This is a genomic window from Mesorhizobium amorphae (assembly GCF_014843845.1).
Lineage (GTDB): Bacteria > Pseudomonadota > Alphaproteobacteria > Rhizobiales > Rhizobiaceae > Mesorhizobium > Mesorhizobium amorphae_A.
Map to the genome: position 1 here is coordinate 1 of NZ_JHQS01000029.1, position 22160 is coordinate 22160.

22 protein-coding genes and 2 pseudogenes are annotated in these 22160 nt (G+C 59.6%); 14 read left to right on the top strand and 10 right to left on the bottom strand.

All coding sequences use genetic code 11. From position 1 onward, the window contains the following. Positions 1-186 precede the first annotated feature (186 nt). Positions 187-1361 (bottom strand): annotated as a pseudogene (locus DH08_RS14325) (IS110 family transposase). Between the two features lie 245 nt (positions 1362-1606). Between DH08_RS14325 and DH08_RS14330 the strand changes: the two are divergent. After that, positions 1607-1723: pseudogene (locus DH08_RS14330) on the top strand (integrase core domain-containing protein); the annotation flags it as partial. Positions 1724-1746: 23 nt separating this feature from the next. Here DH08_RS14330 and DH08_RS14335 read toward each other — a convergent pair. From DH08_RS14335 to DH08_RS14350, 4 genes are all read right to left on the bottom strand, one after another. Then, complete coding sequence (locus DH08_RS14335; protein ID WP_192179918.1) at positions 1747-3819, bottom strand: recombinase family protein; 2073 nt, start codon at positions 3817-3819, stop codon at positions 1747-1749. Beyond that, the gene (locus tag DH08_RS14340) at positions 3809-4006 is read right to left on the bottom strand and encodes a hypothetical protein (RefSeq protein ID WP_127248159.1); all 198 of its coding nucleotides are present in this window, start codon (positions 4004-4006) and stop codon (positions 3809-3811) included. Before DH08_RS14340 ends, DH08_RS14335 begins: the two co-directional genes overlap by 11 nt. 629 nt (positions 4007-4635) lie before the next feature. Further along, positions 4636-5094 carry a hypothetical protein gene (locus DH08_RS14345; protein WP_192179919.1) on the bottom strand — a complete coding sequence of 153 codons (459 nt, stop codon included), beginning with the start codon at positions 5092-5094 and terminating at the stop codon, positions 4636-4638. A gap of 57 nt (positions 5095-5151) precedes the next feature. After that, the gene (locus DH08_RS14350) at positions 5152-5754 is read right to left on the bottom strand and encodes a hypothetical protein (protein WP_192179920.1); all 603 of its coding nucleotides are present in this window, start codon (positions 5752-5754) and stop codon (positions 5152-5154) included. A gap of 97 nt (positions 5755-5851) precedes the next feature. Here DH08_RS14350 and DH08_RS14355 point away from each other — a divergent pair, with 97 nt between their 5' ends. Continuing rightward, positions 5852-6379 (top strand): helix-turn-helix domain-containing protein, encoded by a 528-nt coding sequence (locus DH08_RS14355; protein ID WP_192179921.1) that lies wholly within the window; start codon positions 5852-5854, stop codon positions 6377-6379. 427 nt (positions 6380-6806) lie between these two features. Here DH08_RS14355 and DH08_RS14360 read toward each other — a convergent pair whose 3' ends face one another. Continuing rightward, positions 6807-7835 carry an RcgR family putative quorum lactone hydrolase gene (locus tag DH08_RS14360; protein WP_192179922.1) on the bottom strand — a complete coding sequence of 343 codons (1029 nt, stop codon included), beginning with the start codon at positions 7833-7835 and terminating at the stop codon, positions 6807-6809. Continuing rightward, entirely contained in the window at positions 7825-9438 is a 1614-nt protein-coding gene (locus DH08_RS14365) for an RcgA family putative transporter (RefSeq protein WP_192179945.1), read from the bottom strand. The genes DH08_RS14360 and DH08_RS14365 overlap by 11 nt, the downstream gene beginning before the upstream one ends. A gap of 128 nt (positions 9439-9566) precedes the next feature. Between DH08_RS14365 and DH08_RS14370 the strand changes: the two genes are divergently transcribed. Further along, positions 9567-9911 carry a hypothetical protein gene (locus DH08_RS14370; protein WP_192179923.1) on the top strand — a complete coding sequence of 115 codons (345 nt, stop codon included), beginning with the start codon at positions 9567-9569 and terminating at the stop codon, positions 9909-9911. Here the strand turns inward: DH08_RS14370 and DH08_RS14375 are convergent. The 3 genes from DH08_RS14375 to DH08_RS14385 all read right to left on the bottom strand — a co-directional run bounded on the left by DH08_RS14375 (position 9908) and on the right by DH08_RS14385 (position 11217). Continuing rightward, positions 9908-10072 carry a hypothetical protein gene (locus DH08_RS14375; RefSeq protein WP_189478909.1) on the bottom strand — a complete coding sequence of 55 codons (165 nt, stop codon included), beginning with the start codon at positions 10070-10072 and terminating at the stop codon, positions 9908-9910. The genes DH08_RS14370 and DH08_RS14375 overlap by 4 nt on opposite strands. Beyond that, entirely contained in the window at positions 10072-10407 is a 336-nt protein-coding gene (locus DH08_RS14380) for a thermonuclease family protein (protein WP_192179924.1), read from the bottom strand. The genes DH08_RS14375 and DH08_RS14380 overlap by 1 nt, the downstream gene beginning before the upstream one ends. Before the next feature lie 207 nt (positions 10408-10614). Next, positions 10615-11217, bottom strand: coding sequence for a hypothetical protein (locus DH08_RS14385; RefSeq protein WP_192179925.1), 603 nt, complete (start codon positions 11215-11217; stop codon positions 10615-10617). An 87-nt stretch (positions 11218-11304) separates the two neighbouring features. Here DH08_RS14385 and DH08_RS14390 point away from each other — a divergent pair, with 87 nt between their 5' ends. The 11 genes from DH08_RS14390 (at position 11305) to virB11 (ending at position 22158) form a co-directional block, all read left to right on the top strand. Then, on the top strand, positions 11305-11958 hold the full coding sequence (locus DH08_RS14390) for a lytic transglycosylase domain-containing protein (protein WP_192179926.1): 654 nt from the start codon (positions 11305-11307) through the stop codon (positions 11956-11958). 12 nt (positions 11959-11970) lie between these two features. After that, positions 11971-12285 carry a TrbC/VirB2 family type IV secretion system protein gene (locus DH08_RS14395; protein WP_345892394.1) on the top strand — a complete coding sequence of 105 codons (315 nt, stop codon included), beginning with the start codon at positions 11971-11973 and terminating at the stop codon, positions 12283-12285. Between the two features lie 3 nt (positions 12286-12288). Continuing rightward, entirely contained in the window at positions 12289-12582 is a 294-nt protein-coding gene (locus DH08_RS14400; RefSeq protein ID WP_137935424.1) for a VirB3 family type IV secretion system protein, read from the top strand. Beyond that, on the top strand, positions 12579-14981 hold the full coding sequence (locus DH08_RS14405) for a VirB4 family type IV secretion/conjugal transfer ATPase (RefSeq protein WP_192179928.1): 2403 nt from the start codon (positions 12579-12581) through the stop codon (positions 14979-14981). The genes DH08_RS14400 and DH08_RS14405 overlap by 4 nt, the downstream gene beginning before the upstream one ends. After that, on the top strand, positions 14965-16122 hold the full coding sequence (locus DH08_RS14410) for a lytic transglycosylase domain-containing protein (RefSeq protein WP_192179929.1): 1158 nt from the start codon (positions 14965-14967) through the stop codon (positions 16120-16122). The genes DH08_RS14405 and DH08_RS14410 overlap by 17 nt, the downstream gene beginning before the upstream one ends. Before the next feature lie 9 nt (positions 16123-16131). Next, positions 16132-16866, top strand: coding sequence for a type IV secretion system protein (locus DH08_RS14415; protein ID WP_192179930.1), 735 nt, complete (start codon positions 16132-16134; stop codon positions 16864-16866). A gap of 182 nt (positions 16867-17048) precedes the next feature. After that, positions 17049-18092 (top strand): TrbL/VirB6 family protein, encoded by a 1044-nt coding sequence (locus DH08_RS14420; protein WP_192179931.1) that lies wholly within the window; start codon positions 17049-17051, stop codon positions 18090-18092. Continuing rightward, positions 18031-18879 (top strand): VirB8 family type IV secretion system protein, encoded by an 849-nt coding sequence (locus tag DH08_RS14425; RefSeq protein ID WP_246800839.1) that lies wholly within the window; start codon positions 18031-18033, stop codon positions 18877-18879. The genes DH08_RS14420 and DH08_RS14425 overlap by 62 nt, the downstream gene beginning before the upstream one ends. Further along, a complete protein-coding gene (locus DH08_RS14430) occupies positions 18876-19673 on the top strand; it encodes a TrbG/VirB9 family P-type conjugative transfer protein (protein ID WP_192179932.1) in 798 nt (265 codons plus the stop codon). Before DH08_RS14425 ends, DH08_RS14430 begins: the two co-directional genes overlap by 4 nt. Continuing rightward, positions 19673-21136, top strand: a complete 1464-nt coding sequence (virB10, locus tag DH08_RS14435) for a type IV secretion system protein VirB10 (protein WP_192179933.1) — start codon at positions 19673-19675, stop codon at positions 21134-21136. The genes DH08_RS14430 and virB10 overlap by 1 nt, the downstream gene beginning before the upstream one ends. Further along, positions 21133-22158, top strand: coding sequence for a P-type DNA transfer ATPase VirB11 (gene virB11, locus DH08_RS14440; protein ID WP_192179934.1), 1026 nt, complete (start codon positions 21133-21135; stop codon positions 22156-22158). Before virB10 ends, virB11 begins: the two co-directional genes overlap by 4 nt. Positions 22159-22160 lie beyond the last annotated feature (2 nt).

The following is a 22160-nucleotide window of genomic DNA, read 5'->3' on the forward strand; positions in this document are numbered from 1 at the left end:
GCCTGCAGCGAAAAGCTGCGCGCACCGCTCTCCCGGTCGCCGCCGCTCCGTCATTCCGTAGGTGCTATGGCAGCGAGTTCACCTCGAACGCCATCCTCTCCTGGGCGGATCAGAACCGCGTCGAATGGCATTACATTGCGCCCGGCAAGCCGATGCAGACGGATGTTGTAGAATAGCCCCTTCTTCTCATTCGGCAGCTTTTTCCACAGCCTTCGCGGCAGCTTTTTCCACAGCCTTCTGCCTCTCCGGCCTCGTTCGCCATCGGGAAGTCACTGCTGCATAGGCAGCTTCCGCCTTCTCGACCCGAGATCGTTCTTCGGCGCGCTTGGCCGGGATGTTGTAGTCGAAGGCGGTGCCGCGCCTGGCATGGCTGGTCGGAAGGCCGGCACGCAGCTCGACCGATCTGAACTTGCGGGCGAGCAAGGTCGGCCGGGCCCAGATGTAGTCGGTCCCCTTGCTCAGCATGTGCCAGATGATCATCGCGAGCTTGCGCGCGGTGGCGACAGCCGCGATGTGTTTCCCGCGGCGCGAGGCGATCCGCTTGTAGAAGGCACGCAGAGGTCCGGGCGAGCGCGCAGCCGCCCATGCCGCCTCGACCAGCATCCCCCGCGCATGGCCGCGGCCCTGCTTCGTGATGCGCCCGTGATAGGCTGGCCCCTCACCGGACTGCCGCACGCTCGGATTGCAGCCACCGTGAGGTCGATGCCGGGCAACGTCATCAGGCGGCGGATTGTCGGATCCTGGAGGGCATGCACCGCGATATCCGCCTCGACCACCGTCAACGCCTCGTTGATCTGGTTAATCAAGCCGAGGTGGCGCTCGATGGCGGCGCGCTCATCCGCAGGCAATATTTGCCTCGTCAGCCATTTGCGCCCGCTGATCCCGACCAGGTTCCCATGCGGACACGGCGGGATCAGGTGGGCGTGGAGGATTGACTGGATTAGGTTCTTCAGCCGCGAACGTTGGCGAACCAGCTGTGTCCGCCTGGTGACCTGTCTTCGGAGGGCAAGGGTCCCCGGATCCGGAACCCAGACCTCCGGCAGAAAGCCCGAGGCGTAGAGCTTCGCAAGGACAGTGGCGTCGATCGTGTCAGTCTTCACCTTCGCGTGCGCGATCATGTGCACCTGCTTGGGATTGGCGATCACGATCCGATCCACGTAGGGCGACAGCACTTCAGCGACGGCCGTGGCATTGCCGGTCGCCTCGATCACCACATGATCATCGTGGGTGAGTTCCCTCCTGGCGAACTCCTCGAGTTTATTGCGCAGCATTTGAACGCGGCCGAGCTTGACGATCTCGCCATCAAGCAACGACACGACCTCCGCGGCTACGCGGTGTATGTCCATGCCGATAATACGCACGGTTCCCTCCATCGTTGGTCACGAACAGGGAGCCAGCGGGCAACACGACAAATACGGATCCGCGCTCGCAGCGCATCCGGGCGAGTCGTAGGGGCGGCCAGATAACGTGCTCGAACTCGCAGTTCATCTGCATACGACGGCCTGCCCGCACTTGCGTGCTCCCGGTGCCCCGTGGCCCGGATGCGCCAAGCTTAACGAAACCTGACGACCGAACAAACGATGGCACCGAGAACAACATGCCGGATAATGGCTTCATCGAGAGCTTCAACGGCCGACTGCGCGATGAACTGCTCAACGAGACGCTGTTTACCTCGCTGGCTCAGGCGCGCGTAGCCATCGCCCTGTGGCACGCCGACTACAATCCTGTTTCATAACACCCATCTGTCTATGTCGTTGAAGCGAATAGGTTTTGCTGATCGGGATGCGATCCCGCGGGGTATTTGGGGTTTTGTCGCGCGCGACGAACAATCCGCTGGGCTTCCGGCTTTCCAAGTTCTGATCGCTTGAAGATCCATGGGCCATCCGGCAGGGGATGGATACCCTTGATCTCGCCGGATTCGGCGACGAGCCTGAGGGTCTTCGGTGAGACGCCGAGGAGGCGCGCCGCCTTGTTCAGATTGAGGTATGGCTCAATGCCGTCCAGCGCCGGGCGGAAGACCGGGATCTTGTGATGCGACCTGTGCGCAGTGACCCGCTCCCGTGTCCAGCGATTGCCATGCCCAGTCACCAGGCCGTTCCGGTTGAGAATGCCGGCGATCAGGTCATCGCTGGCGATCAGCACCAGTTGCCGGATGGCTGCGATGATGTCGGCGGAGGTCGCATTGCGCTGGCCACGTCGCCGTTTCGGCAGACGCAGTTCTGTATGGACGCCGCCGATCCAATGGATCAGCAGGACGATCTCGGAGGCTTCATCATCGATATCGGCGACCACTTCTTGGATAACGGTGCGCACGATGCGCTTCTTGAGCCTGGCATCCGTCGTCGGCGCCGACCAGACGGTGCGAAGGTCTCCGGCAAGCGCAGCGATGTCCTTTCCCACCACAGGTGACGGTTTCGGTGTCGCTGCATCATGGGCAGCGATCCGGCTTTCGATGTCGCCGACATGCGCGAGGGCGCGGTTCCATCGCACCTCCAGTTCCGCCGCAACCAGCCGGTTTTCGGGATCGGCGGCGTCATATTGCCGGAAAGCCCGCTCGGCGGAGTAGCGGGCAGCTTCCAGATCGCGGCTGAGGGCGTCCCGGACCTGGTCGCGGCGCCCGGCTGCCTGCGCCTCGGCCTCGGCGGCGGCAGCAATCGCGCCGGGCTCGACGACACGTAAGAGTGCTCCCTCAATCGCATCGTCGACGCGCAGCCCGCCGAAGGCGATGCAGCGCGGCTCGCCATTGTCGAGCAGGCCCCGCCAGCAGGAATAGCGCGGAATGTTGTGCTTGGCGCCCGTGTATCGCACCGTGAGCTTGCGGCCGCAGCGCCGGCAGCGGACAAGACCGGCCAGCAGCGCGTCGCCATGCTTGGGCGCTCCGTGATGCCCGCCCGTGGTCACATTGTCGCTCACCATCTGGCGGATCGCCTCAGCCCTTTCCCAACTGACATAGCCTTCATGGTTGCCCGGGATCAGGGCAAGCCATTCCTCGCGCGTCCTGCGTCGGATACCTGTTCGAACGGCGGATGGGCCAAATCCGGGCGCAGCACGCGTCTTACCATAGGCGTAGGCGCCGCCGTAGATCGGGTTCTCGATCATCCGGTGGATGGTCGCATAGTTCGGCCTGCGCCACACGACGTCGCCATTGTTGCGCTTGGCGGGCAAATCCAGCCCATGCTCGAGGAACCACATCAGGGCCTGACGGGCGCTGCCAAGTTCGGCGACCTTGTCGAACACAAGAGTGATGGCTTCCTGCACGCGGCGATCCGGATCCTTCTCCAGGCGATCACCGACCTTTACGAAGCCCACAGGGGCTGCAACAACGAGTTCGCCGCGGCGGGCCTTTTCGTAGCGGGCCGAGAGCGAACGCTGGCGCAGAAGATCGAGTTCATACTCGTTGAGACTGCCCTTCAATCCCAGCAGCAGCCGATCATTGCCCTGGCGCGGCGCATAGACCGTCTCCTGGTCGATCAGCACAGTGTCGACGACGCGGCACATCTCGATGAGCTGCTGCCAGTCGCGGCTATTGCGGGCAAACCGCGATACCTCCCGTGCCGCAACCGCCCCGACCTTGCCGAGACAAACCTCTGCGACCATCCGGTCGAAACCGGCGCGGGCGACGCCGCCAGCGGCCGAACGGCCGAGATCGTCGTCGATCGTGTCGATGCGAGACCAACCGAGCGACGTCAGGCGATCGCGCATCGCATATTGCAGGGCGCTGCTCTCGCGATTGTGCAGGACCTGATGGGCTGACGACTGCCGCACATACAGGATCGCCTTGCGCTCCAGATGGTGCGGTCTGATCTTCTCATGCATCATGACGCACCTCCTCCCGTCCGGGAGAGCGGTCGCCGTCGACGTGATCGAGAATCAGGCTGACAATCAGCTTCGTCACTGATCGGCGCGTCTCGGCGGGCAGCGCCTGCCATTGCGGCGTCTGCACCGTCTCGGCGTCGTTCAGCTTCGAGAACAGATCGAACTGGTATGTCGTGGGCTGGCGCGGCATGGACATCTCCCCGATTCGCGTCGTGAGAGCCCAATGCTGCGCCCATCTCCTGCGATTGCGATGGGGCACCCGTGTCCCGGAGCAGTGTCGCCAGGGCGCCAAGCGCGGCAAGGTCGACGTGCGGAGCAGTAGTGATACGCCAGCTCGCGCGGGGGCCCCGATCGAACATCCACGCCGGAACCTCCAACCACCGGTGCAATGGCTGGCCAGAAAGGGTGCAGCGGAAGACCGACGCGTCACCCTTCTCGATCACTTCATGGATAAAGACTTGGCGCTCAGCCCAGGGATGCCATGGATAAAGAAGCTCGCGTTGGTCGGTCCCGTGGGTGTTCCGTCGCTGAGTTGTACAACACCGCGCGGCCGCACTCCCAAATCGCCTGGCAGACACCGGCCGAGTTCGCCAGCACCTTCAATCCGCGACGGTCGCTCGCGCTGCGCTATGCCAAAGGCTCCGCGCCAGCGCCCGTCGCTTCACCCGCCCAGCAGGGCACAACCCACGCCGGAAACGAACTCAAAACTGGATAGAAACTGGGGGCAACGTCAGGCGCTTAGGTCGTGCCAGGTAGGAGCGTCACTGTCGCATTTCTAACTGGCTGGCGGTGTCGCGCTCGCCTCCCCTCTCGGCGCACTCACTTGTGCGGCATGCAATAGACCCCCTCGGATTCCATCAGTACCGCGCCACCCTTCAACTCGCTCAGTGCGCCGACCCACGCTTGCGAATAAGTGCGGCTCGCATCCACGGCCGTCAGCCAAAGAACGCGATTGTCGGCCAGTTCGACTTTAACTTCCTGCTGCAAAGGGCTTGCCTGCACGGTCTGTTGATAGTGGCGTTTGATCCTGACATTGCTGGCCGGGAACTCGGCTTCGTTGCTGCCGTAGTTCAACACAAATTCAGTGTGGTCCTCAGCCACTGAGCAACTGCCATCACGCTCACAAACGATCTTGGCAGCGGTCTTGCAGTCCCATTTCAGTGAAGCCGGCCACATAGGATTGTCCACGCTTGATCGCGGCCTGTCGCTCTGACCAGCCGCCGTCAACACTGCGCCTGTGTTCATAATCACAGTGGACAGCAGAAACGCCTTGAACACTACAAACCTCCCTGAATTGTGACCCTCATAGAGCCTCGTCCTGCGTGATCGCCGGGCTTATGGCATGTTGAGATTGAACCAGCTTTTCTGGCGCATGCCGTTCGAGTCGTCATACTCGATGAACCAGGGCTTTCCGCGCATCGGCCGAGGGATGGTGTAGTAGGTGGGGCCATTACCAAGGGAATGCCCTCGATCGTTTCCCGTTGTCTGGATTTTTGCCGTCACCAACTTACCGTTGATTTCGATTTGGACCTGTCCGGATCCGTCTCCATGATGCCCACCGAGTCCGCTGTTCTTGAGAACGACGGGCAACGAGAGCCTATCCGGCGCGATGCGGCAGATGTCTCGTTCTTGACCTATGCCCGGCCGATCGGATTCGTAGCTGCCAACTGCTTGCCAGCCAGACGGACAATCCTCATACTTCTCAAATCTCGCCGCGCTGGAGTTGGCTTGCGGACAGGTCGGCCAGTCAAAACCCGGGGCTTCCATCGCCGCAATCAACTTGTAAATTGGTGGGTGGCACGAGGGGGTACCTTGCCAGTCGCCAGACAGACACAGGAGGACCTCACAGCCCCATTCCGACGCTTTTGATTGGGATGGAAGAGCTGCGGCGCCCGCGATGGCGACGGCACCCCCCAGAAGGAATTTGAATATGGTCATAGCAATTTCCTCGCTGCGGATTTTGATAGTTTACTATGGATGATCCGCGCAAAAAAGGACAGATCGAAAAGGCAGGTTTGTGCGACTACACCGATTTATGAACCGAGACGACGCGGGCCTGGTCAACAACCCGTTGCGCGCCAACATTGCCCTGACGCTTGAGCGGGAGAAAGCCAAACGTGGCCTATCCCACATGCACATGGCCGAGCTGTTTCGGACCGCCGAGGGCGAAAAACTGGCCTATCGAACCTACATTCAGACTGTGCGTCAGAAAAATAATGTCACATTGACGACGCTGCAGATCATGGCAAACGGCTTGCAAGTGTCTTTTGCAGGACTGCTCGCCGGCGGTAAGAAAGTTCCGGAATGGGCGCATCGGTTGGACGACAATGCGATCCGCAAGCGGCTGGCGCACATCATCGATTTTGAGCGACAACGACGTACTTTGCACCGCTATGAGATGGCCGAGCTCATCGGTGTGGCGGAGGCGACATTCACGAAACTGGAACGCGCGAGCGGCAATATCAGCGTGGACACGATTGCGGCGATCGCCAAGGCGTTGAAACTTGATCCAGCGACCTTCCTGTTTTCCGAAAAGATCCCGCCTGGCAGAGCCGACACCTAGGCGCCCCACGAGTTTTCCTTAAGGTGTCGCCCCAACCGGCGACCGCTCCTATGCGCTGCCGGTCGGGCCCGGCGGCTGACTAGCGACGCCCCCGCCGCGGCTGTCGGGCAAATCCTGTCGTCGTCGGCTGTTAGCCTGTTATAGCGGCGGGGATGATAAAGGGGATTTTGGCATGGACGACTGTGCCGGCGCCGGAAATGCTGCCGATGAACAGCTTTCAAATGAGGTCGAAACCGTATGAGAACAAGCCGTCAAACCTAGCCCGGTGTGATTGCCGGCGGCTGTAAAGAACAGGGGTGTCATGCCTGCGCCTTTGTCGGCCACTTCCAAGGGTCGGATCAGGTAGGGGGCGACCCCACATTCATCAGTTTCGTGTCGTGATGCCTACCAGAGAATTTGCTAATTAACTGACCGGCCAAAGCCAAACTCATGCTCGCTGGGCCGACTTGTCAGCACGCGACAGAAACCGCTTCAAGCTCAAACCGGCCAATAAAATGTAAGGCGGCATGGCGAGCGAATAGTGACCACAGTTCAATCTCAAAATATCTGGTCTAGCTCCGGCGTCCTTTAACGCCTGCATGAACCTCTCCGATAGCTCTGGCAACACCACTTTGTCTCTCTTAGCCAACACAACATGAAGATCGAGATCAGGCCGTGCCAAACTATGGGCGTAGTTCTCCAAGTTAAGTGGACCCCAGGCCCTTCTGAGATCGGTCAGCTCAATCTCAGGCTCAAGGCTATCACGTATCAATCGTGTCGCGCGACCCGTCCAAACCATATCCGCTAGACTCCCCGCCGTCAGAAACAACGAGGCTTTTGACACAGCCGAGTCGTGCGCCGCGACCATACCCGCAACCCAGGAGCCTAAGCTCATACCGAGAACCGAAATCTCTCGATAGCCTTCGATCTTCAACCAACGTATGAGTTTTCGCCCATCCAACACTGCCTGCCTTACCGATTGGATCGTTCGACCGAGATTAGGGCTAAGCATATAGTCAGCGTGCACGGAGCTGGGTCGGCTACGTTCCAAGTGATAAGGCATAGCAATCTCGACAACCGTGATGCCACGCCGCGAGAAAAAGTGGGCAATCTGACGATTCCGGGCGTTTGCATTCCAATGGTGAAAAATCACCATCGCCTGATCGAACGACCCGCTTTCTGTGACTTTCGCCGAGACGACATTGTTCTGTTCGACATCAGTAGAAATGTCCGATGGAAATTTCAGCCAGCCATCTCGCCTTTCAAACCCCTGATAACTCACATTCGGGTCATCGAAAAAGGCTGGATCAGCCACGGCTAGGTCCGCAAGGGCACAGAATTCCTCGATACTACTTGTTATCTTCTTCGCACCTGGAAAGGCGCGTTCCGCGTCAAGGGCGAAACCCGTTGGTTTCTTCTCTTCCTCACCGCGTCGCGCCCGCCGCTCATCCCAATGATCAAGCCACCTACGATACACTCTGATTGTTTCCTAACTTACTCGCTTGCCATCGCCCCAACCCTGGATCAAACAGGCCGTATATTGCGAACAGCACTCCAACGCCCAGAAGGATCGAAAAGCCAACAAATGCATCGATCAGCAAGTAGCCAGCCCCGAGTAACGCTACGATCGCTGACATCCTCCACAAAGGCATAAGAAACCGACGTTCGACACCTATGCGGATGAAGCCGTACAGAAATACAACACAGGTCGAAATAGCGACAAGAAGGCTACTGTAATGGGTCGGCCTACGGTAGCTAATCCCGGCGCCCACATCATAGCTCCCTTGGAAGGCGGAAGACATATCGCCGACCAACCAAGCCACAATGTTTTCTCCACGCGATGTCAGGTAAGCACTCTGGAGCTTCATTACTATGGCGATCAGAAACCCCAAAACAGTACACCGAAAAATCGCACGCATAACCCTGAGGCTGGTTTCATGGAGCTGGTGTTGATAATCCACCTCCGGCGCATTACTCGCTGCTTCTCCAATTTTCCAAAGATCATGGATTACCGTATGAAGCAAAATGAGGCCTGCGAAGAACAGATAAAAACAGATGCACATGTATAGGTAAGCGAGCCCTGTGAATACGACCGCTTCCGGCACCGATATAACCTCAGGGCGCACAATCGCTAACGAGCCCCAATCCGTCGCATAGCTGCCACCACCTTTGAGCAACGGGATTAACGACACGCCGATCCACTGAAAGAGACCGGCGAATAACATACAAATCAAAAAAACCGCCCAATATGAATACGAAGATGCTTCTACGCTGCGCGCCCAGGCATCGTCGCTTTCCATCTTGTCGCCCTGCGCTACAAGCTGTGGGCGGCCTTCATCTCTCCAGAAGGTCACCAGCTCGGTCACGAAGGCGAAAAACAGTGGCAAAAATACCATGAAAACGAATGTCCAATTCGCCGTCCAAAGAAACCCAACCTGCTTGACGACGCCATCCGCCCGGCCATAAGTCACGCTGTGAATCCCCGTAAGATACGACAAAAACCCAAGAGCGGTGACACCCGCAAACACCGACGCCGGTAAATTCAGGGGAGATCCGCGACTAAAAAACGCCTCCGATTTCCTCGCCAAACTAAGACGGCGCCTCGGCCCTTTGGCGTCAGTTTCCCGTATCAGCTCTGCCGGTGAATCTGGCTCGTCATCGAAGTTCGCGGTCAATGCCGTATCTGGAATCTCCTGTGCAACGCTGCTCCCGGCTCTCTTCCATTCTCGTCTCTTGGCCGATAACCGCGATTGCGCCGCACTAAGCTCCATCTGCCATTCGCTAGTTGCGACCGGATCATCGCATCCAAAAATCCTCGCCAGCCAGCGAATGTTGGCAGTGCTAATTCCCTTCTCGTTCTCTTGAAACCAAAGCTGCACCGTTCGCAGATCGACCCCGACCCGATTGGAATCAATCTGTGAAATCGCCTCTGCAAGGAGCTCGGGCGTCCATGGGCCTGCAGGAAACCCGTCTTTGGCCAACAGCCGACCCGCACCCGCCGCCGCCAGTCGCTTGAACAATTCTTTGAAATCACTCCCGTCTCTCGGCGGAGGGAGAAATAACTTTCCATTCTTAAACAACAACTTATAGGCTCTAGTTTCGTCCCGTTTCGCTTGGCTTCGTATCCTATCGTGCCTTCGTCCTCAATCAACGTTTTTATCCCGGTGCGGGAGATGATCGAATGACGAGATGCGCGTGGAGCCGGTCGATGCCCATTCAAGTGGTCTGTAACAACGGAGTGATGGAAGAGGCTGATGAGGTCGCGAATCTGCTCGCGGCGCATCGTCAAGCAGTCGCCATGGTTGAACGTCTCGGTAGGCGATGGATGGGGGCCGAAGGGCCGGACGCGACCCAGATCGGCCGGCGATTGGACTCGGTCATGGCGGAAGAGGCTATCGCGCGGCGGCGCGCGGCCGCTGCGCCGGTGGCCGATGTCGTTGAGATGAAAATGAAGGCAGGTTATTTCCGGCGGTTGTTGGGGAACGGTTGGTGCGAGATTGATGACGACGATTGGCGCGCGTTGCTCGGTTCTTTCACGAAACTGCAGTCCTAGGAGAACAGCGCCGAAATCCATGAGGCCACGGTATTCCAGGCCGCATAGAGCCCCGCAGGCACCAAGATGATCGCGATGAATGCGATAGCATCGCCGATGGCGCCGTCGGTGCGTCCTTCCACGGGATAGTAATATTTGTGCGCCTCATCGTCGTGCTTCATTATTGTATCTCCGATCGCTTGTTTAGCAGCAGCTGAACAGGATGCTGAAACGTCGTGCTCCACAGACCTGTGCGTTTCATCTTAGCGTTGATTTCCGCGACGAGGTAGTTCTCATTGACGGCTTTGCCCTTTGCTGTCGTCGCGGCAAATGCGTATCCGGTAGCTATGAGCGCGGTGCCAACGTCAATTGTTTCGCCATTCAGCTGCGCACCGCAAACGACAAAAACCGCCTTGTCCAGGGCGTAGCCGATTGGCTGGCATGTCACTGCGGCGCTATCGAATAGGGCTGCCAACGTGCGCCAGCGAGGTATTCCCGCAATCGACTTTGTTACCATTTGGCTCTTCGGCTGATGTGCCGCGAAGACATGACTGGACTCCATAGAGCCGGAAAATGTGATCGCCGTCGCGCCAGGTATCTCCGGTAAGCAGTTGAGCCGATTTCGATACCACCAAGGGAATTGGAGCGGCGGAATCGGGGACATGTTGCGCCTGTGCCGATGCGCATACCGAGAATGCGGCCAACACTGCAAAGCTCGCCTGTTTCATTCCTGGAACTGTCCACCGAGGTCGGCGGAGTGCTCCAGATCGGGGCGCAGCGACCTGCCGTCCTTGTTGCGTCCGATTTCCGCCATGTCGAAGAAGACCATTTCGTCATCGTCGTAGGCGACGTTGTACGGGTCGTTTGCGTTGCCCGCACCCACGAGAGAGAAACACGACACAGCGTCGGGTTCCCCCTGCCTGCTCTGCAGCACCAGTGTTTTGCAAAGCACGACAGAAGCACGATCGTTGTAGATGCCTTCTTCATAGTCCTGCGCGGCCTTCGTGCAGTCCCACTCCTGCGTCTTGTAGGTAATTTTTGGTCTTGGGCAGGCCGCAAGGCCGCGCAGCCGGTAGGTCACGCCGTTGATGACGCGCTCGGTCGCCGACGGCACCTTGACCGGCGAGATGAGGGTCGCCGCATCGCGCTGAAAGAGCGCGCCTTTGGCATCGTAGCGCTCATAGACGAACACCTTCTCACCCGGCTTGGCAAACTGAAGCAGGTAGCGCTCCGACGGCTGCGCGAAGGCATTTGGGGCGTCGGCGCCGGCAGCATAAGCCACGGCACCCTGGAGCAGCAAAACCGTGCAAAGGGCAGTCTGTTTCATCGAAATTCGTCCCTGCGGTGCATATGGTGTTGACACTTTACTAGGGCTGCGTGTAGCCATAGTAAAGTGTTAAATTTTGGCGACAGTATGAACACTCGCACAGCTCTTCTGTTGACCCTCTATGCTGCTGCAATACCGTTGCAAGCGCTCGGCCGTGATCTGGCATCAGACCGCGTAGCAGTCGCCTTTGCAACGCCGACAGATCCCATTGCCACGGGCGGGCAGAAAAGGCAGGGGGCGTGCAAAACGGGAAACCGTACTAAAGTCGCCCAACTTGTGCGTTCAATCGCGCAGGAAGAAGAATTCGACGCCGATCTGGCCGAGGCGATTGCATGGGCTGAAAGCGATCTCGGCGCCAGTCAAGGTCCGTCCAAGGCCGGAGCCCTGGGGATCATGCAGCTGATGCAGGCCACGGCCGCCGATCTCGGCGTCAGCGACCGTTGCGATACAGAGGCGAATGTCCGGGCTGGCCTTCGCTATCTCAAGTCACTCTATGACGAGTTCCAGGATCCGCTGCTGATGCTTGCGGCTTATAACGCCGGGCCTAACAGCGTCTACAAGACGCAGGGCATTCCGGTGAATCCGGAGACGGCCGAATACATCGTGAAAATTTTGAACCGCTGGAAGTTCGGCGGTGTCGTGAAGAAATCCGCCCTGACCAAATCCGAAATGCCCGCGGCCGCTCCGCCAGCAAACGAGGACCCTTGGCAGGATGGTCATGTCATGGATTTCGGCAACTGAAAGGAGCCAAGGGTGGAATACAGGAAAGCGGGCAAATTTGCCCTGAAACTGGCCTTGGCCTCGGCGGTCGGAATAGCACTCGCGCCAACCATTGCGTACGCCCAGTCGGCCGCGCCAGTCGAAAACGTGCTGGAGTGGTTCGTCGGCGTTCTGCAGGGCAACATAGCGCGCTCATTCGCCATCATCGCGGTCTGTTTTCTCGGCTTCCTCGCCATGACGGGCCGCCTGGCGTGGATGATGGCTTTTTCCATCATCATCGGCATCGCCCTGATCTTCGGCGCTGCCCAGCTGGTGGATGCGGTTCGCGCGACCGCGGGAGGCGGCTGAGACATGGATGACGAAGAAGTCTATGTCGAGCCGGTCAGCCTGCCCCTGACACGCCCCCCAATGAAATGGGGGGTGCGATATGAAGTTTTTGCACTGAACGGCATCCTGGCGGTGATCGGCTTTATCGCCACGAGCAGCTTCATGCTCGGCCTTGGCGTGTTCGGCGTGGTGCATCTGGTCAGCGCATATCTGTGCCAGCGCGACCCCTACATGTTTCATATTTTCGAGCGGCGCATCTCCAAACGCGGAGCGGTGGCGAACCTTACTTTTTGGGGGGCGAGGAGCTATTCGCCATGAGCCTCGATGCCGACCTGAAATTTGGCCGTGAGCGCCGCCGCGAAAAACCCGCGGCAATGCACATCCCCTACCTTCGCCATGTCGATGACAATCTGATCGTGACGAAGAGCGGCTTTCTGGTCGGCGCCATCCAGCTCAGCGGCCTGCCGTTCCAGACGATGGACCAGGCCGAGTTGAACAGCCGAATGTTCAACCGCAACACCACGTTCCGCAACCTGTCGACCTCGCGCTTTGCGGTCTACACAACGATCATCCGCCGCCACGTGACGCCGGAGATCGAAGGCGACTTTGACAATCCTTTCGTAGCCGAGCTCGATGCCCGCTACATGGATGAGCTTGGGTCGAAGAACCTTTTCGTCAACGAGGCCTATCTGACGGTCATACGCCGCCCGATGGTCGGCCGTGTCGGCTGGGTGGACAAGGCGCTCAATGCATTCCGCATCAGCACCGCAGGCGAAGAAACCCGCGAAGAAGCAATAGTGGAACTGCATGACATCCTTGCCGGGATGGTCAAGGATTTCACCGCTTACGGCGGGCGTCTTCTCGGCGTCGTGAAGCGCCGCGACAGCTTCTTTTCCGAGCCCGCGGAATTCTTGGCGAAGATCCTCGCCGGCGGCGGCGACGTGGAAATGCCTCTGCCACGCATGAGCCTTGGCGATGTTCTGGCGACGCGGCAGCTGTTTTTCGGCAAGTCGGCGCTGGAACTTCGCGCGCCGGACCAAGCCAAACTCGGCGCCATGGTGTCAATCAAGGAATACCCGCCGTTCACCGCTCCGGGCTCATTGGACGGTCTGTTGCGCCTGCCCCATGAGTTTGTCCTGACGCAGAGTTTCGCGATCGAAGACCGTGTAACGGCGATGCGCAGGATCAACACCATCGCCAACCAGGTTGAGGGTTCCGACGAGGCGGGCACGACGGTCGAGGAGTCCGTACACGACGGCGCCGATAAGCTGGCCGGCGGCGAAGTCGTTTTCGGACAACATCACATGAGCGTCATGGCATTGGCGCCGGACATGAACGGTCTCAACCGTGCGCTGTCCGACATCACGGCCGAGCTTTCGCGCATGTCGATCGTGCCGATACGCGAGACACTGAACACGGAACTGGCCTTCTGGGCGCAGTTGCCAGGAAATTTCAGCTACATCGCGCGACGTGCGTTGATCTCGTCTCTTAACTTTGCCGGGCTGTTTTCGGGACATAATTTCCCGTCCGGCCAACGTGAGCGGCTGCATTGGAAACGGCCCATCGCTTTGCTCGAAACGACCAGCCAGACGGCTTACTATTTCAATTTCCACGTTCACGATGTCGGGCACTTCACGGTGTTTGGCCCGACCGGCTCGGGCAAGACCGTGGTGCTGTCGTTCCTGATGGCGCAGGCCATGCGCATCATGCCGCGGCCGCGATGCGTCTATTTCGACTACATGCGCGGCGCTGAAATTTTCGTTCGGGCGCTCGGCGGTCGTTACGAGGTGATGGAACCCTCTCAGCCGACTGGGTTCGCGCCATTGCAGCTTGATGACACGGCAGAAAACCGTTCTTTCCTGGAAGATTTGCTCCTCTACATTCTGACGCCGGAACGCGGCGCGCTGGACGTGGCCGAGATGCGCGTCATCAACGCCGCCGTCGACATGATCTACAAGATCCCGCGCGAACGGCGGACCTTCGACCTGCTGCCGGAAGTGCTGCGGGGCTCGCTCATGCCTGGCATGAACGATTTGGCCGCGAGGATACAGCCCTGGCTCGACCCGAAGGACAAGGGCTGGCTTTTCAACAATCCTGTCGATTTGGTTGATTTCTCGAAGCCCGTTGTCGGGTTCGACATGACGAAGATCCTGGGCGACAGAAAGCTGCGCTCGGCGGCGTTGCTCTACATCTTCCACCGTCTTGAAGACGTCATCGACGGTTCGCCAATCATGCTCTTCCTCGATGAAGGTTGGAAGCTGCTGGACGACGAGGTTTTCGCCGCCTTCATCAATGAGACGCTGAAGACCATTCGTCGCCGCAACGGGGTGGTCGGCTTCGGCACACAGACAGCGGAAGACGTCGTCAGTTCCTCCATTTCGTCGTCACTGATCGAGCAAACGAAGACCAACATTTTCTTCCCCAACCCGAAGGCGAGCAAGGAGTCCTACATGGAGCGCTTCTCGCTGACAGCGAAGGAATTCGAGTTCGTGCGCCGCACCGCGAAGGAGACACGCACCTTCCTGGTCAAGCACGACAGCGACTCGATCGTCGCCAAGCTCGATTTGTCGGCGATGCCCGATCTCATCAAGGTCTTGTCCTCGAATGAAGCCAACAGCAAGGAATGCGCACGGCTCCGGGAAACCTTCGGCGACGAGCCGGAGATGTGGCTGCCGTACTTCTGCGGATGGGAGAACGAGCATGACGAAGCGGCTTAGCAGCTTTTGTCTGGCCGTGGCTCTCGCGACGGCGGAAAGCATGACCGTGGCTGCCGCTCAGATCGCCGTCATCGACGATTCAAACCTCGAAAAGCGGCAAGAGGACGAGCAGCACAGTACGAAGTCGGATGAGGCCAAAAGGGACGAAACCGACAAGAAGAAAAGTGTCGTCTGCACCTACTCGAACAAATACCGCTCACAGATGTTTCGCCGATCCCCGGCCGAAGCGTTGCAGCGCGACGCGGGCAACGTGAAGATGATCCGCTATTACGCGCAGAAATACGGCGTGCCCGAAGGCCTGGCGCTGTCCGTTGCCTATCAGGAATCGCGCTTCGACACATGCGCCGGGAGCCACACCGGCGTCAAAGGCGTCATGCAACTGACCAAAGGCACCGGTAAGTCCATGGGACTTGACCGCGACGTGAACGAGCAGAATGTCGAAGGCGGTGTCAAATATCTCGGAATGGGCGTGAAGCAATGCGGGGCGACGAATTATAGCTGTCTCGCCTCCTTCTACAATGGATCCAACGCAGGCGAGCAAAACCAGTGGGCCGGCGGTGTCGGCCGTTGGAACAGCTACTTCAACGAATATGTATCGAGCGGCAAGGCTCCGGCCGCCGCGCCGCCACCATTCTCGATCGTAACGGCCGACGGCGCGGGCGGCACGGCCCAGAACGCGGCTATGGGCGCGGTGAGGAAGGCGGCTGGCGGCCTCGATGCAAGCTCATCGCAGATGGGCGCCAACGACGCGGCAATCGACGCGCTGGCGGGCAATGTTGGCCAGGTAACCGAATACAAGGACGCTTGGGAGCTGAACTCGTCGGCTCGTGGGATCAACGCCGATGTCACCAACCAGTACCTCGCCCAAGCGGGGGATTTTACGGCGTTGCTGGCCCAACTTCTATCGTTGCAGAATGTTCAGGCATCGCAGTCGTCCAAGCTGATTCAACAGCCGAAGAGCGGCTCTCCAAACCCGTTCTCTTGTGATCCCGCGGAACTGGAACGATTGAAGATCGATCGCGGCCGGTGGCTACCATGCGCGGTTGAGAACGCGGAGGCAAGCTCGGCCGACAGCCGCTCGATGATCATCACCAGTGATCCTGCCGGCGCTGCCAACGTGATCAATTCCCTACAGCAATAGGAGGCTGACATGAAGAAATTCGCGATTGCTGCCGGCATGGCGCTTTGGACGAGCGCGGGCTTTGCACAGATTGCCGTCATCGATGGCGCCAATCTCGATGTCGCCCGCAAGAATGCGGAGAACACCAACTCCATCATGGATTCGAACAAGGATATTCTGAAAAAGAGCGAGGAGATCCTGCAGGCTCTCAGTGGCAGCCGTGACGGTTCGCTCGGGATCGGACAAATGGGCCTCGGCGGCAACATGTCGATCGCCCAGGCGCCGTCCTTCGGATCGATCCTCAATGGTGGCGCGCTTTCTTTTGGTGGCCTGTCACCTGAAATCCAGAAAATCGCCGGCGCCGTCATCAACGGGCTGCAGCTGGTGAAGCAGCTCCAGCAGATTGCCGGCAAGGAGACGAGCGCCGTCAACACAGCCTATGGCGGCAGCGTCAACGTTGCCTCGCTGCTAAGCGCGCTGACTTCGCAGGCCTCGCAGGGCGTCACCCGGCGCCAACAGTCCCTGCAATCCGCGAGCGGGCAGATTGGGCAGTCTGAGGACGTCAAGGGATCGGTGGACCAGAACACACGAATGCAGCTGGAAAACGCGCGCGCGGTCAACGAATTGATCGGCGTCCAGAACGGCGCGGTCGCGGCCCTGAATGAGAAGCTGAAGGGAGATCTTCTTCGCCAGAGCCAGGTGCAGAAGATGATGACGCCGCGCAACGTCAATCCGTTCGCGGAATTTGGCAAGAGCGGAGGTTAGCGCTTGTCGAGGCGAGTGCTGCGCATATGCGCTGTGATTGGGCTCGGCGCAGTGCTTTTCGGATGCGCTAATCGCGAACTGAAAGCGCCGTGCGGGCCTTTGGCGTATGCCCACGCCGACGAATGCGGCGCGCTGAAGCCGGTCAATTCAACGCCGTTCGCCAGCATCATTGACGAGGATCCATGAACGGTCTTGCCGAAAGCATTCTCGGTGGCATTGACAACATCGGCGAGGACTTCGTCCGCACCGTCTATATGCAGTTGGGCAATGCGATGGGCAACGTCTTCACCCTCATGCTCACCCTCTATATCGTGTGGTGGGGCTATTCGATCCTGAGCGGGCGAGAGTCGATTTCGCCGCTTGAAGCGGCCTATCGCCTGGGCCGCGCCGTCATCATCTATCTGCTGCTGACCGGATGGGGCACATTTTCCGCGACAATCTACCAGCTTGTTCAAAGCATCCCGGATGAGGTCGGTAAGGTGATCGTCGGCGCCGTGTCGCGCGCGACGGGCAACCAGCTTAGCGACCAGGCGGCAATTCCAGCACTTATCGATAACCTGTACCAGGGCGCGCAGGACGTCGCCAACCAGGTCTACAGCGGGTCCTTCTATGACATTTTTGGCGCGCTCTTGTCGCTGCTCGTTCTGCTTTCAGCCATCATCTTCGCAGCGCTTGCAATTGCCGCAATCATCGCCGCCAAAGTGATGTTGTTCATCACGCTCGCCTTGGCGCCGATATGGATCATTCTATGGCTTTACCGCTGGTCCTCGCGCATGAGCGAAGGCTTCCTTTCGCTCACCACCTTCCTGATGATTCAGCAAGTCCTGATTTACGGCTTTCTCGGCTTCTACTTCTCCCTCGTCAACGCGGCGCTGAACACCGCCACGTCTGGCGGAGCGACCATGGACAGCAAAATGTCGCTGGTGCTGCCCTTGGTGCTGGTGACGATTATCGGAATCTACGTTCTCATGCAGATACCCTCGATTGCTTCGATCCTCAATGGCGGCGGGTATCTCAGCACCGTGGGCGCTCGCTACTCCTATGGGAGGTTCGGCAGGAATGCCGTGCGCTATTCCGGAGCACGATGGGCCGCCGGCCGCGCCGCTCGGGGCGCCCGGCAGTTCGCAACAAACAGCTTCCGATCCCCGCGAGCAGCAAGGGCGGATGCCGCAACTCGGTCCGCCATCCAGCAAGGTGCGCGCGATAACGCCAGGCCTCTGGCCTAGAACACAAGAACGATCACCGATCGCGACGCTGGATCAGGATGCGTCACGCAAACGAGGCAATAGTAAAGTGTCAACTGCATCGGAAACGGCTGCTGGCGGCAGCAGCGAACTCGTCGACAAGCGCTATTACAGGGCGGGCGCGACCTGGGAAGACGACACGCACAGGTCAATGCGTCGATCGCGCACATTGGCATGGATCGTCAGCGGCGTTTCCGGACTGGTGGCGGTGTTGTCGCTGCTGGCGCTCGTGCTGATCCTGCCGCTCCGGCAGTTCGAGCCGTATGTTGTGGAGGTCGACAAATCGACGGGCTACCTCGAGATCATGCGCGCGCTGAAGCCTGGAGATTTGTCCCAGAACCAAGCCGTCACGGCGGCCAATCTGGTGCGCTACATTCGTGCCCGCGAAACTTACGATTCCCGCGAACTGAAACAGAATTACGACCTGGCGCAGCTCTACTCCACCGACGCTGCGTCCAAGGATTTGACTTGGGCTTTCACGCCTGCAAATCCGCAGTCGCTGGACAAGGCGTATGGCCGTAACGTCACCATCTCGGTCGAGATCAAGTCGGTTTCCCTGCTCAATCGCAACACAGCCTCGGTGCGCTTTGCGACGACGACGCGGCGGGACAATTCGTCCACGGCCGACAATTGGGTGGCGGTGATAAAATTCCGCTACACCTCGACGCCACTCAAGAACGAATGGCGTTTCGACAACCCGCTGGGATTTCAGGTTACGGATTACCGCCGCGACCAGGAATCGGCGCCGGCCGCGGGGAGCCTGCAATGAGGTGGTGCGCGGGCCTCGCCCTGTCAGCCGCCCTTCTGCTCGGCACGATCCACGGCGCAGTCGCGCGCGACGGCCGCATCCGATACGTCACCTTTAGCAACGACGACGTGACATCTGTGCGCGCAGCTCTCGGTATTTCGACGATGATCGAGCTCAGCCCGACCGAAGTCATCGAAACCGTCTCCGCCGGCGACACGAAAGGCTGGTCGATCATCCCCAAACGCGGATCACGATTCCTCTTCATCAAGCCGCTGGAGCGCGATGCTTGGACCAATGTCAACGTGGTCACCAACCGGCGCGTCTATTCCCTGCTGCTGCAGGCGACTGACAATGACCGGGACCGGGCATCCTTCCAGGTCCGGTTCAAATACCCGGACGAGGATATCAACGCGCGGCTGCTCTCGCAGGCCAAGGAGAGCGCCGCCGATCCGGATTTAAAGGACATGAACTATGCCGATCTCAACTACGACTACGCCTACAAGGGCGACGACAGCTTGAAGCCGCGCACTGTATTCGACGACGGCACCAAGGTGTTTCTGGAATTCAAGGGTGACATTCCGGCGATTTTCGTGGTCGACGACAAGCGCCACGAGTCTTTGGTCAACGTTCGCACGCAGGGCAAATACACCGTCATCGACAAAGTCGCGCGGCAATTCACCTTGCGGGCCGATGGCAAGACGCTCTGCCTCTACACCCGGGCCCGACCCAACGCTATCGATCCGGTCGAGCAGGTCTACGGTCCCACGAAACTGACACGCGGTTCCACGCTGTTCGGATCTAGCGGAGGGCGGTGATGACCCAGATCGATTATAACCAACTGGACGGGAGCCCGACGGTCGCGCGCCGCGGTGCGGGCGTGGGTACCAGGATCGCCCTGGTCGGCCTCGTCGTGGTGCTGGTAGGCGCGCTGATATGGTTGAATTGGCCTCGAGAGCCGGTGTCGCGCGATCTTCGCAGCGATGGCGAGGAAAACTTCAACCCGCCGGAGTTTCGCCCGCCGGCGTTGAACGAGCCACCGCAACCTGCCGACGGCACGATCGACCAGATCGTGGTTCCCTCGCCGGCCGCCGACCAGAGTGGCACGCAGCAGGCAGACAACGTCGATCAGACCGTGCAGGAGGGCGCGGATCTCGATGCGCAGCGACGCGCACTGGAGGCGCAAATGGCGGCCGAGGAGGCTCGTCGCAAGGCCGAGGCGGAAGAAGCCCGCCGCAAGGCCGCGGCTGAGGACGAGGCTCGCCGCAAGGCCGAGGCCGCCGAGCACGAAAAGGCAGTGTGGGAACGCCTGCGGTCGAACCAGATGGTGACGAATGATGAAACCGGGTCGACGAATGCCGGCGCCCAGGCAGGACAGGTCGAAATCGCGCCCGACGGTCAGATCGTCCCGGTCCCCGGCGCCGACAGTGATCCCAACAAGGCATTCCTGGCGCAGTCTGAGGCAAGCTCTTCCGGGATCGTCAAAGCCAGGGTCTTCCGACGCACCGATGCGTTGATCCCAGAGGGAACGATCATCCGCGGCTATTTGGAAACCGCGATCAACACCGACCTTCCCGGTGCCGTACGCGCTGTCGTGCGTGAGGATGTCTTCTCGCTCGACGGCAGGCGTGTCCTGATTCCGAAGGGCTCGCGCCTGACCGGGGAATATCGCTCGGGGCTTGCGCGCGGTCAGAAGCGTGTTTTCATCGTCTGGAGCAGGGTCATCCGCTCGGATGGCATTTCCGTCGATATCAAGTCGCCCGGGGCAGACGCGCTGGGGCGGGGCGGCATGGGCGGCCGTGTCGATACGCACTGGGTTGAACGGTACGGCAACGCCATCATGCTTTCCGTCGTTGGCGGTGTCTCTGAATATCTGTCCTCGCTTGGCGACAGCAGCCAGGGTGGACAACAGCGTCAGGTGTCGACAATCGATCCCGTAACCGGTGAGACCACGACCGTAACTTACGGTGGCAATGGCTCGCAGCGCGACGCGCGCAGCATCGCGTTCGATAAGTCATCGACCGCCATGCAGCAACTCGCGCAAGAGGCGTTTCGCGACACGCAGAACATTGGCCCGACAGTCTACGTCAACCAGGGCACATCGATCGTCGTGCTTGTGCGGCGAGATCTCGATTTCTCGGATTTGTACGCTGATCCCGTCCAGGAAGAAGTGGCGCGCCTGAAGGCAGGAGGTCGGCCGAAGACGGCGATCGATCCGACGCCTCTTTACGCGACCCCGACGGATCATTTTTATCCCGGCTATGGGAGCTCGGTGAAATGAATGCCGTGCATCCCCTCCCCGACCCTTGGGCGAGAGCCCCGGTCCTGCGCGCTCATCTGGAACCGATATGGCCCTATTTGAACGAAGATTCGGTTTCCGAGATTGCAATCAACAGGCCAGGTGAATTGTTCATCGAACGCCTCGGCGCGAAGGAAATGGAGCACGTCGTCAAGCGCGAGGTCACGCCCGGCTGGATTCGCAACATCTCGACTGGCGTCGCCTCGGCGACAAATCAGGTCATCAACGAAGAAAAACCGGTCCTGTCGGCCGCGCTACCGTCGGGTGAGCGCATCCAATGCATCTTGCCGCCCGCGGCTCCCGAAGGCGGGGCGATCTCGATCCGCAAGCAGGTCATCATGGATATGGGCCTTGATGCCTACAAGGATCTCGGCGCATTCGAAAACACGGCGATGGGCAGTGGCCTGGCGCTGTCAGCCGAAGAAAAGCGACTTGTCGAAATGCTGCACGACACGTCGCCGATGGACTTCCTGCAATATGCGGTGCGCAACCGCGTCTCGATCGTCGTTTCAGGCGGTACGTCGACCGGCAAGACGACGTTTTTGAATGCACTCTTGAAGGAGATCCCGGCCCATGAACGGATCATCACGATCGAAGACACCCGCGAACTGAGGTTGCCGGCTCCCAACAACGTCACACTGATTGCCTCGAAGGGCGACCAGGGCCTTGCCAAAGTCTCCGCGCAACAGCTGCTCGAGGCCTCGCTTCGCATGCGACCCGACCGTCTGTTGTTGGGCGAGTTGCGCGGCGCTGAAACCTTCGCGTTCCTCCAGGCGATCAACACCGGCCACCCGGGTTCGCTCACGACCGTTCATGCCAATTCCGCCCGATCCGCCTACGAGCGGCTGGCGCTGATGGTCATGCAGGGCAGTACGGGCCTCTCACGGAGCGAAATCCTCGACTACCTGCGCGAGGTCATTCCGGTGGTCGTCCAGATGGTCCGCACCGAAGGCGGACGACGCGGCATCAGCGAGATCAAGTTCACCAAGGCGGAGACAATCTAGCG

Excerpts from the sequence above, each read along its gene's own strand:
- DH08_RS14425 (WP_246800839.1), top strand. The coding sequence starts at position 18,031 with ATGCCGCAACTCGGTCCGCCATCCAGCAAGGTGCGCGCGATAACGCCA.
- DH08_RS14370 (WP_192179923.1), top strand. The coding sequence starts at position 9,567 with ATGCCCATTCAAGTGGTCTGTAACAACGGAGTGATGGAAGAGGCTGAT.
- DH08_RS14405 (WP_192179928.1), top strand. The coding sequence starts at position 12,579 with ATGAGCCTCGATGCCGACCTGAAATTTGGCCGTGAGCGCCGCCGCGAA.
- DH08_RS14350 (WP_192179920.1), bottom strand. The coding sequence starts at position 5,754 with ATGACCATATTCAAATTCCTTCTGGGGGGTGCCGTCGCCATCGCGGGC.
- DH08_RS14385 (WP_192179925.1), bottom strand. The coding sequence starts at position 11,217 with ATGAAACAGACTGCCCTTTGCACGGTTTTGCTGCTCCAGGGTGCCGTG.
- virB10 (WP_192179933.1), top strand. The coding sequence starts at position 19,673 with ATGACCCAGATCGATTATAACCAACTGGACGGGAGCCCGACGGTCGCG.
- DH08_RS14380 (WP_192179924.1), bottom strand. The coding sequence starts at position 10,407 with ATGGTAACAAAGTCGATTGCGGGAATACCTCGCTGGCGCACGTTGGCA.
- DH08_RS14355 (WP_192179921.1), top strand. The coding sequence starts at position 5,852 with ATGAACCGAGACGACGCGGGCCTGGTCAACAACCCGTTGCGCGCCAAC.
- DH08_RS14400 (WP_137935424.1), top strand. The coding sequence starts at position 12,289 with ATGGATGACGAAGAAGTCTATGTCGAGCCGGTCAGCCTGCCCCTGACA.
- DH08_RS14420 (WP_192179931.1), top strand. The coding sequence starts at position 17,049 with ATGAACGGTCTTGCCGAAAGCATTCTCGGTGGCATTGACAACATCGGC.
- DH08_RS14415 (WP_192179930.1), top strand. The coding sequence starts at position 16,132 with ATGAAGAAATTCGCGATTGCTGCCGGCATGGCGCTTTGGACGAGCGCG.
- DH08_RS14410 (WP_192179929.1), top strand. The coding sequence starts at position 14,965 with ATGACGAAGCGGCTTAGCAGCTTTTGTCTGGCCGTGGCTCTCGCGACG.
- DH08_RS14390 (WP_192179926.1), top strand. The coding sequence starts at position 11,305 with ATGAACACTCGCACAGCTCTTCTGTTGACCCTCTATGCTGCTGCAATA.
- virB11 (WP_192179934.1), top strand. The coding sequence starts at position 21,133 with ATGAATGCCGTGCATCCCCTCCCCGACCCTTGGGCGAGAGCCCCGGTC.
- DH08_RS14375 (WP_189478909.1), bottom strand. The coding sequence starts at position 10,072 with ATGAAGCACGACGATGAGGCGCACAAATATTACTATCCCGTGGAAGGA.
- DH08_RS14335 (WP_192179918.1), bottom strand. The coding sequence starts at position 3,819 with ATGATGCATGAGAAGATCAGACCGCACCATCTGGAGCGCAAGGCGATC.
- DH08_RS14430 (WP_192179932.1), top strand. The coding sequence starts at position 18,876 with ATGAGGTGGTGCGCGGGCCTCGCCCTGTCAGCCGCCCTTCTGCTCGGC.
- DH08_RS14340 (WP_127248159.1), bottom strand. The coding sequence starts at position 4,006 with ATGCCGCGCCAGCCCACGACATACCAGTTCGATCTGTTCTCGAAGCTG.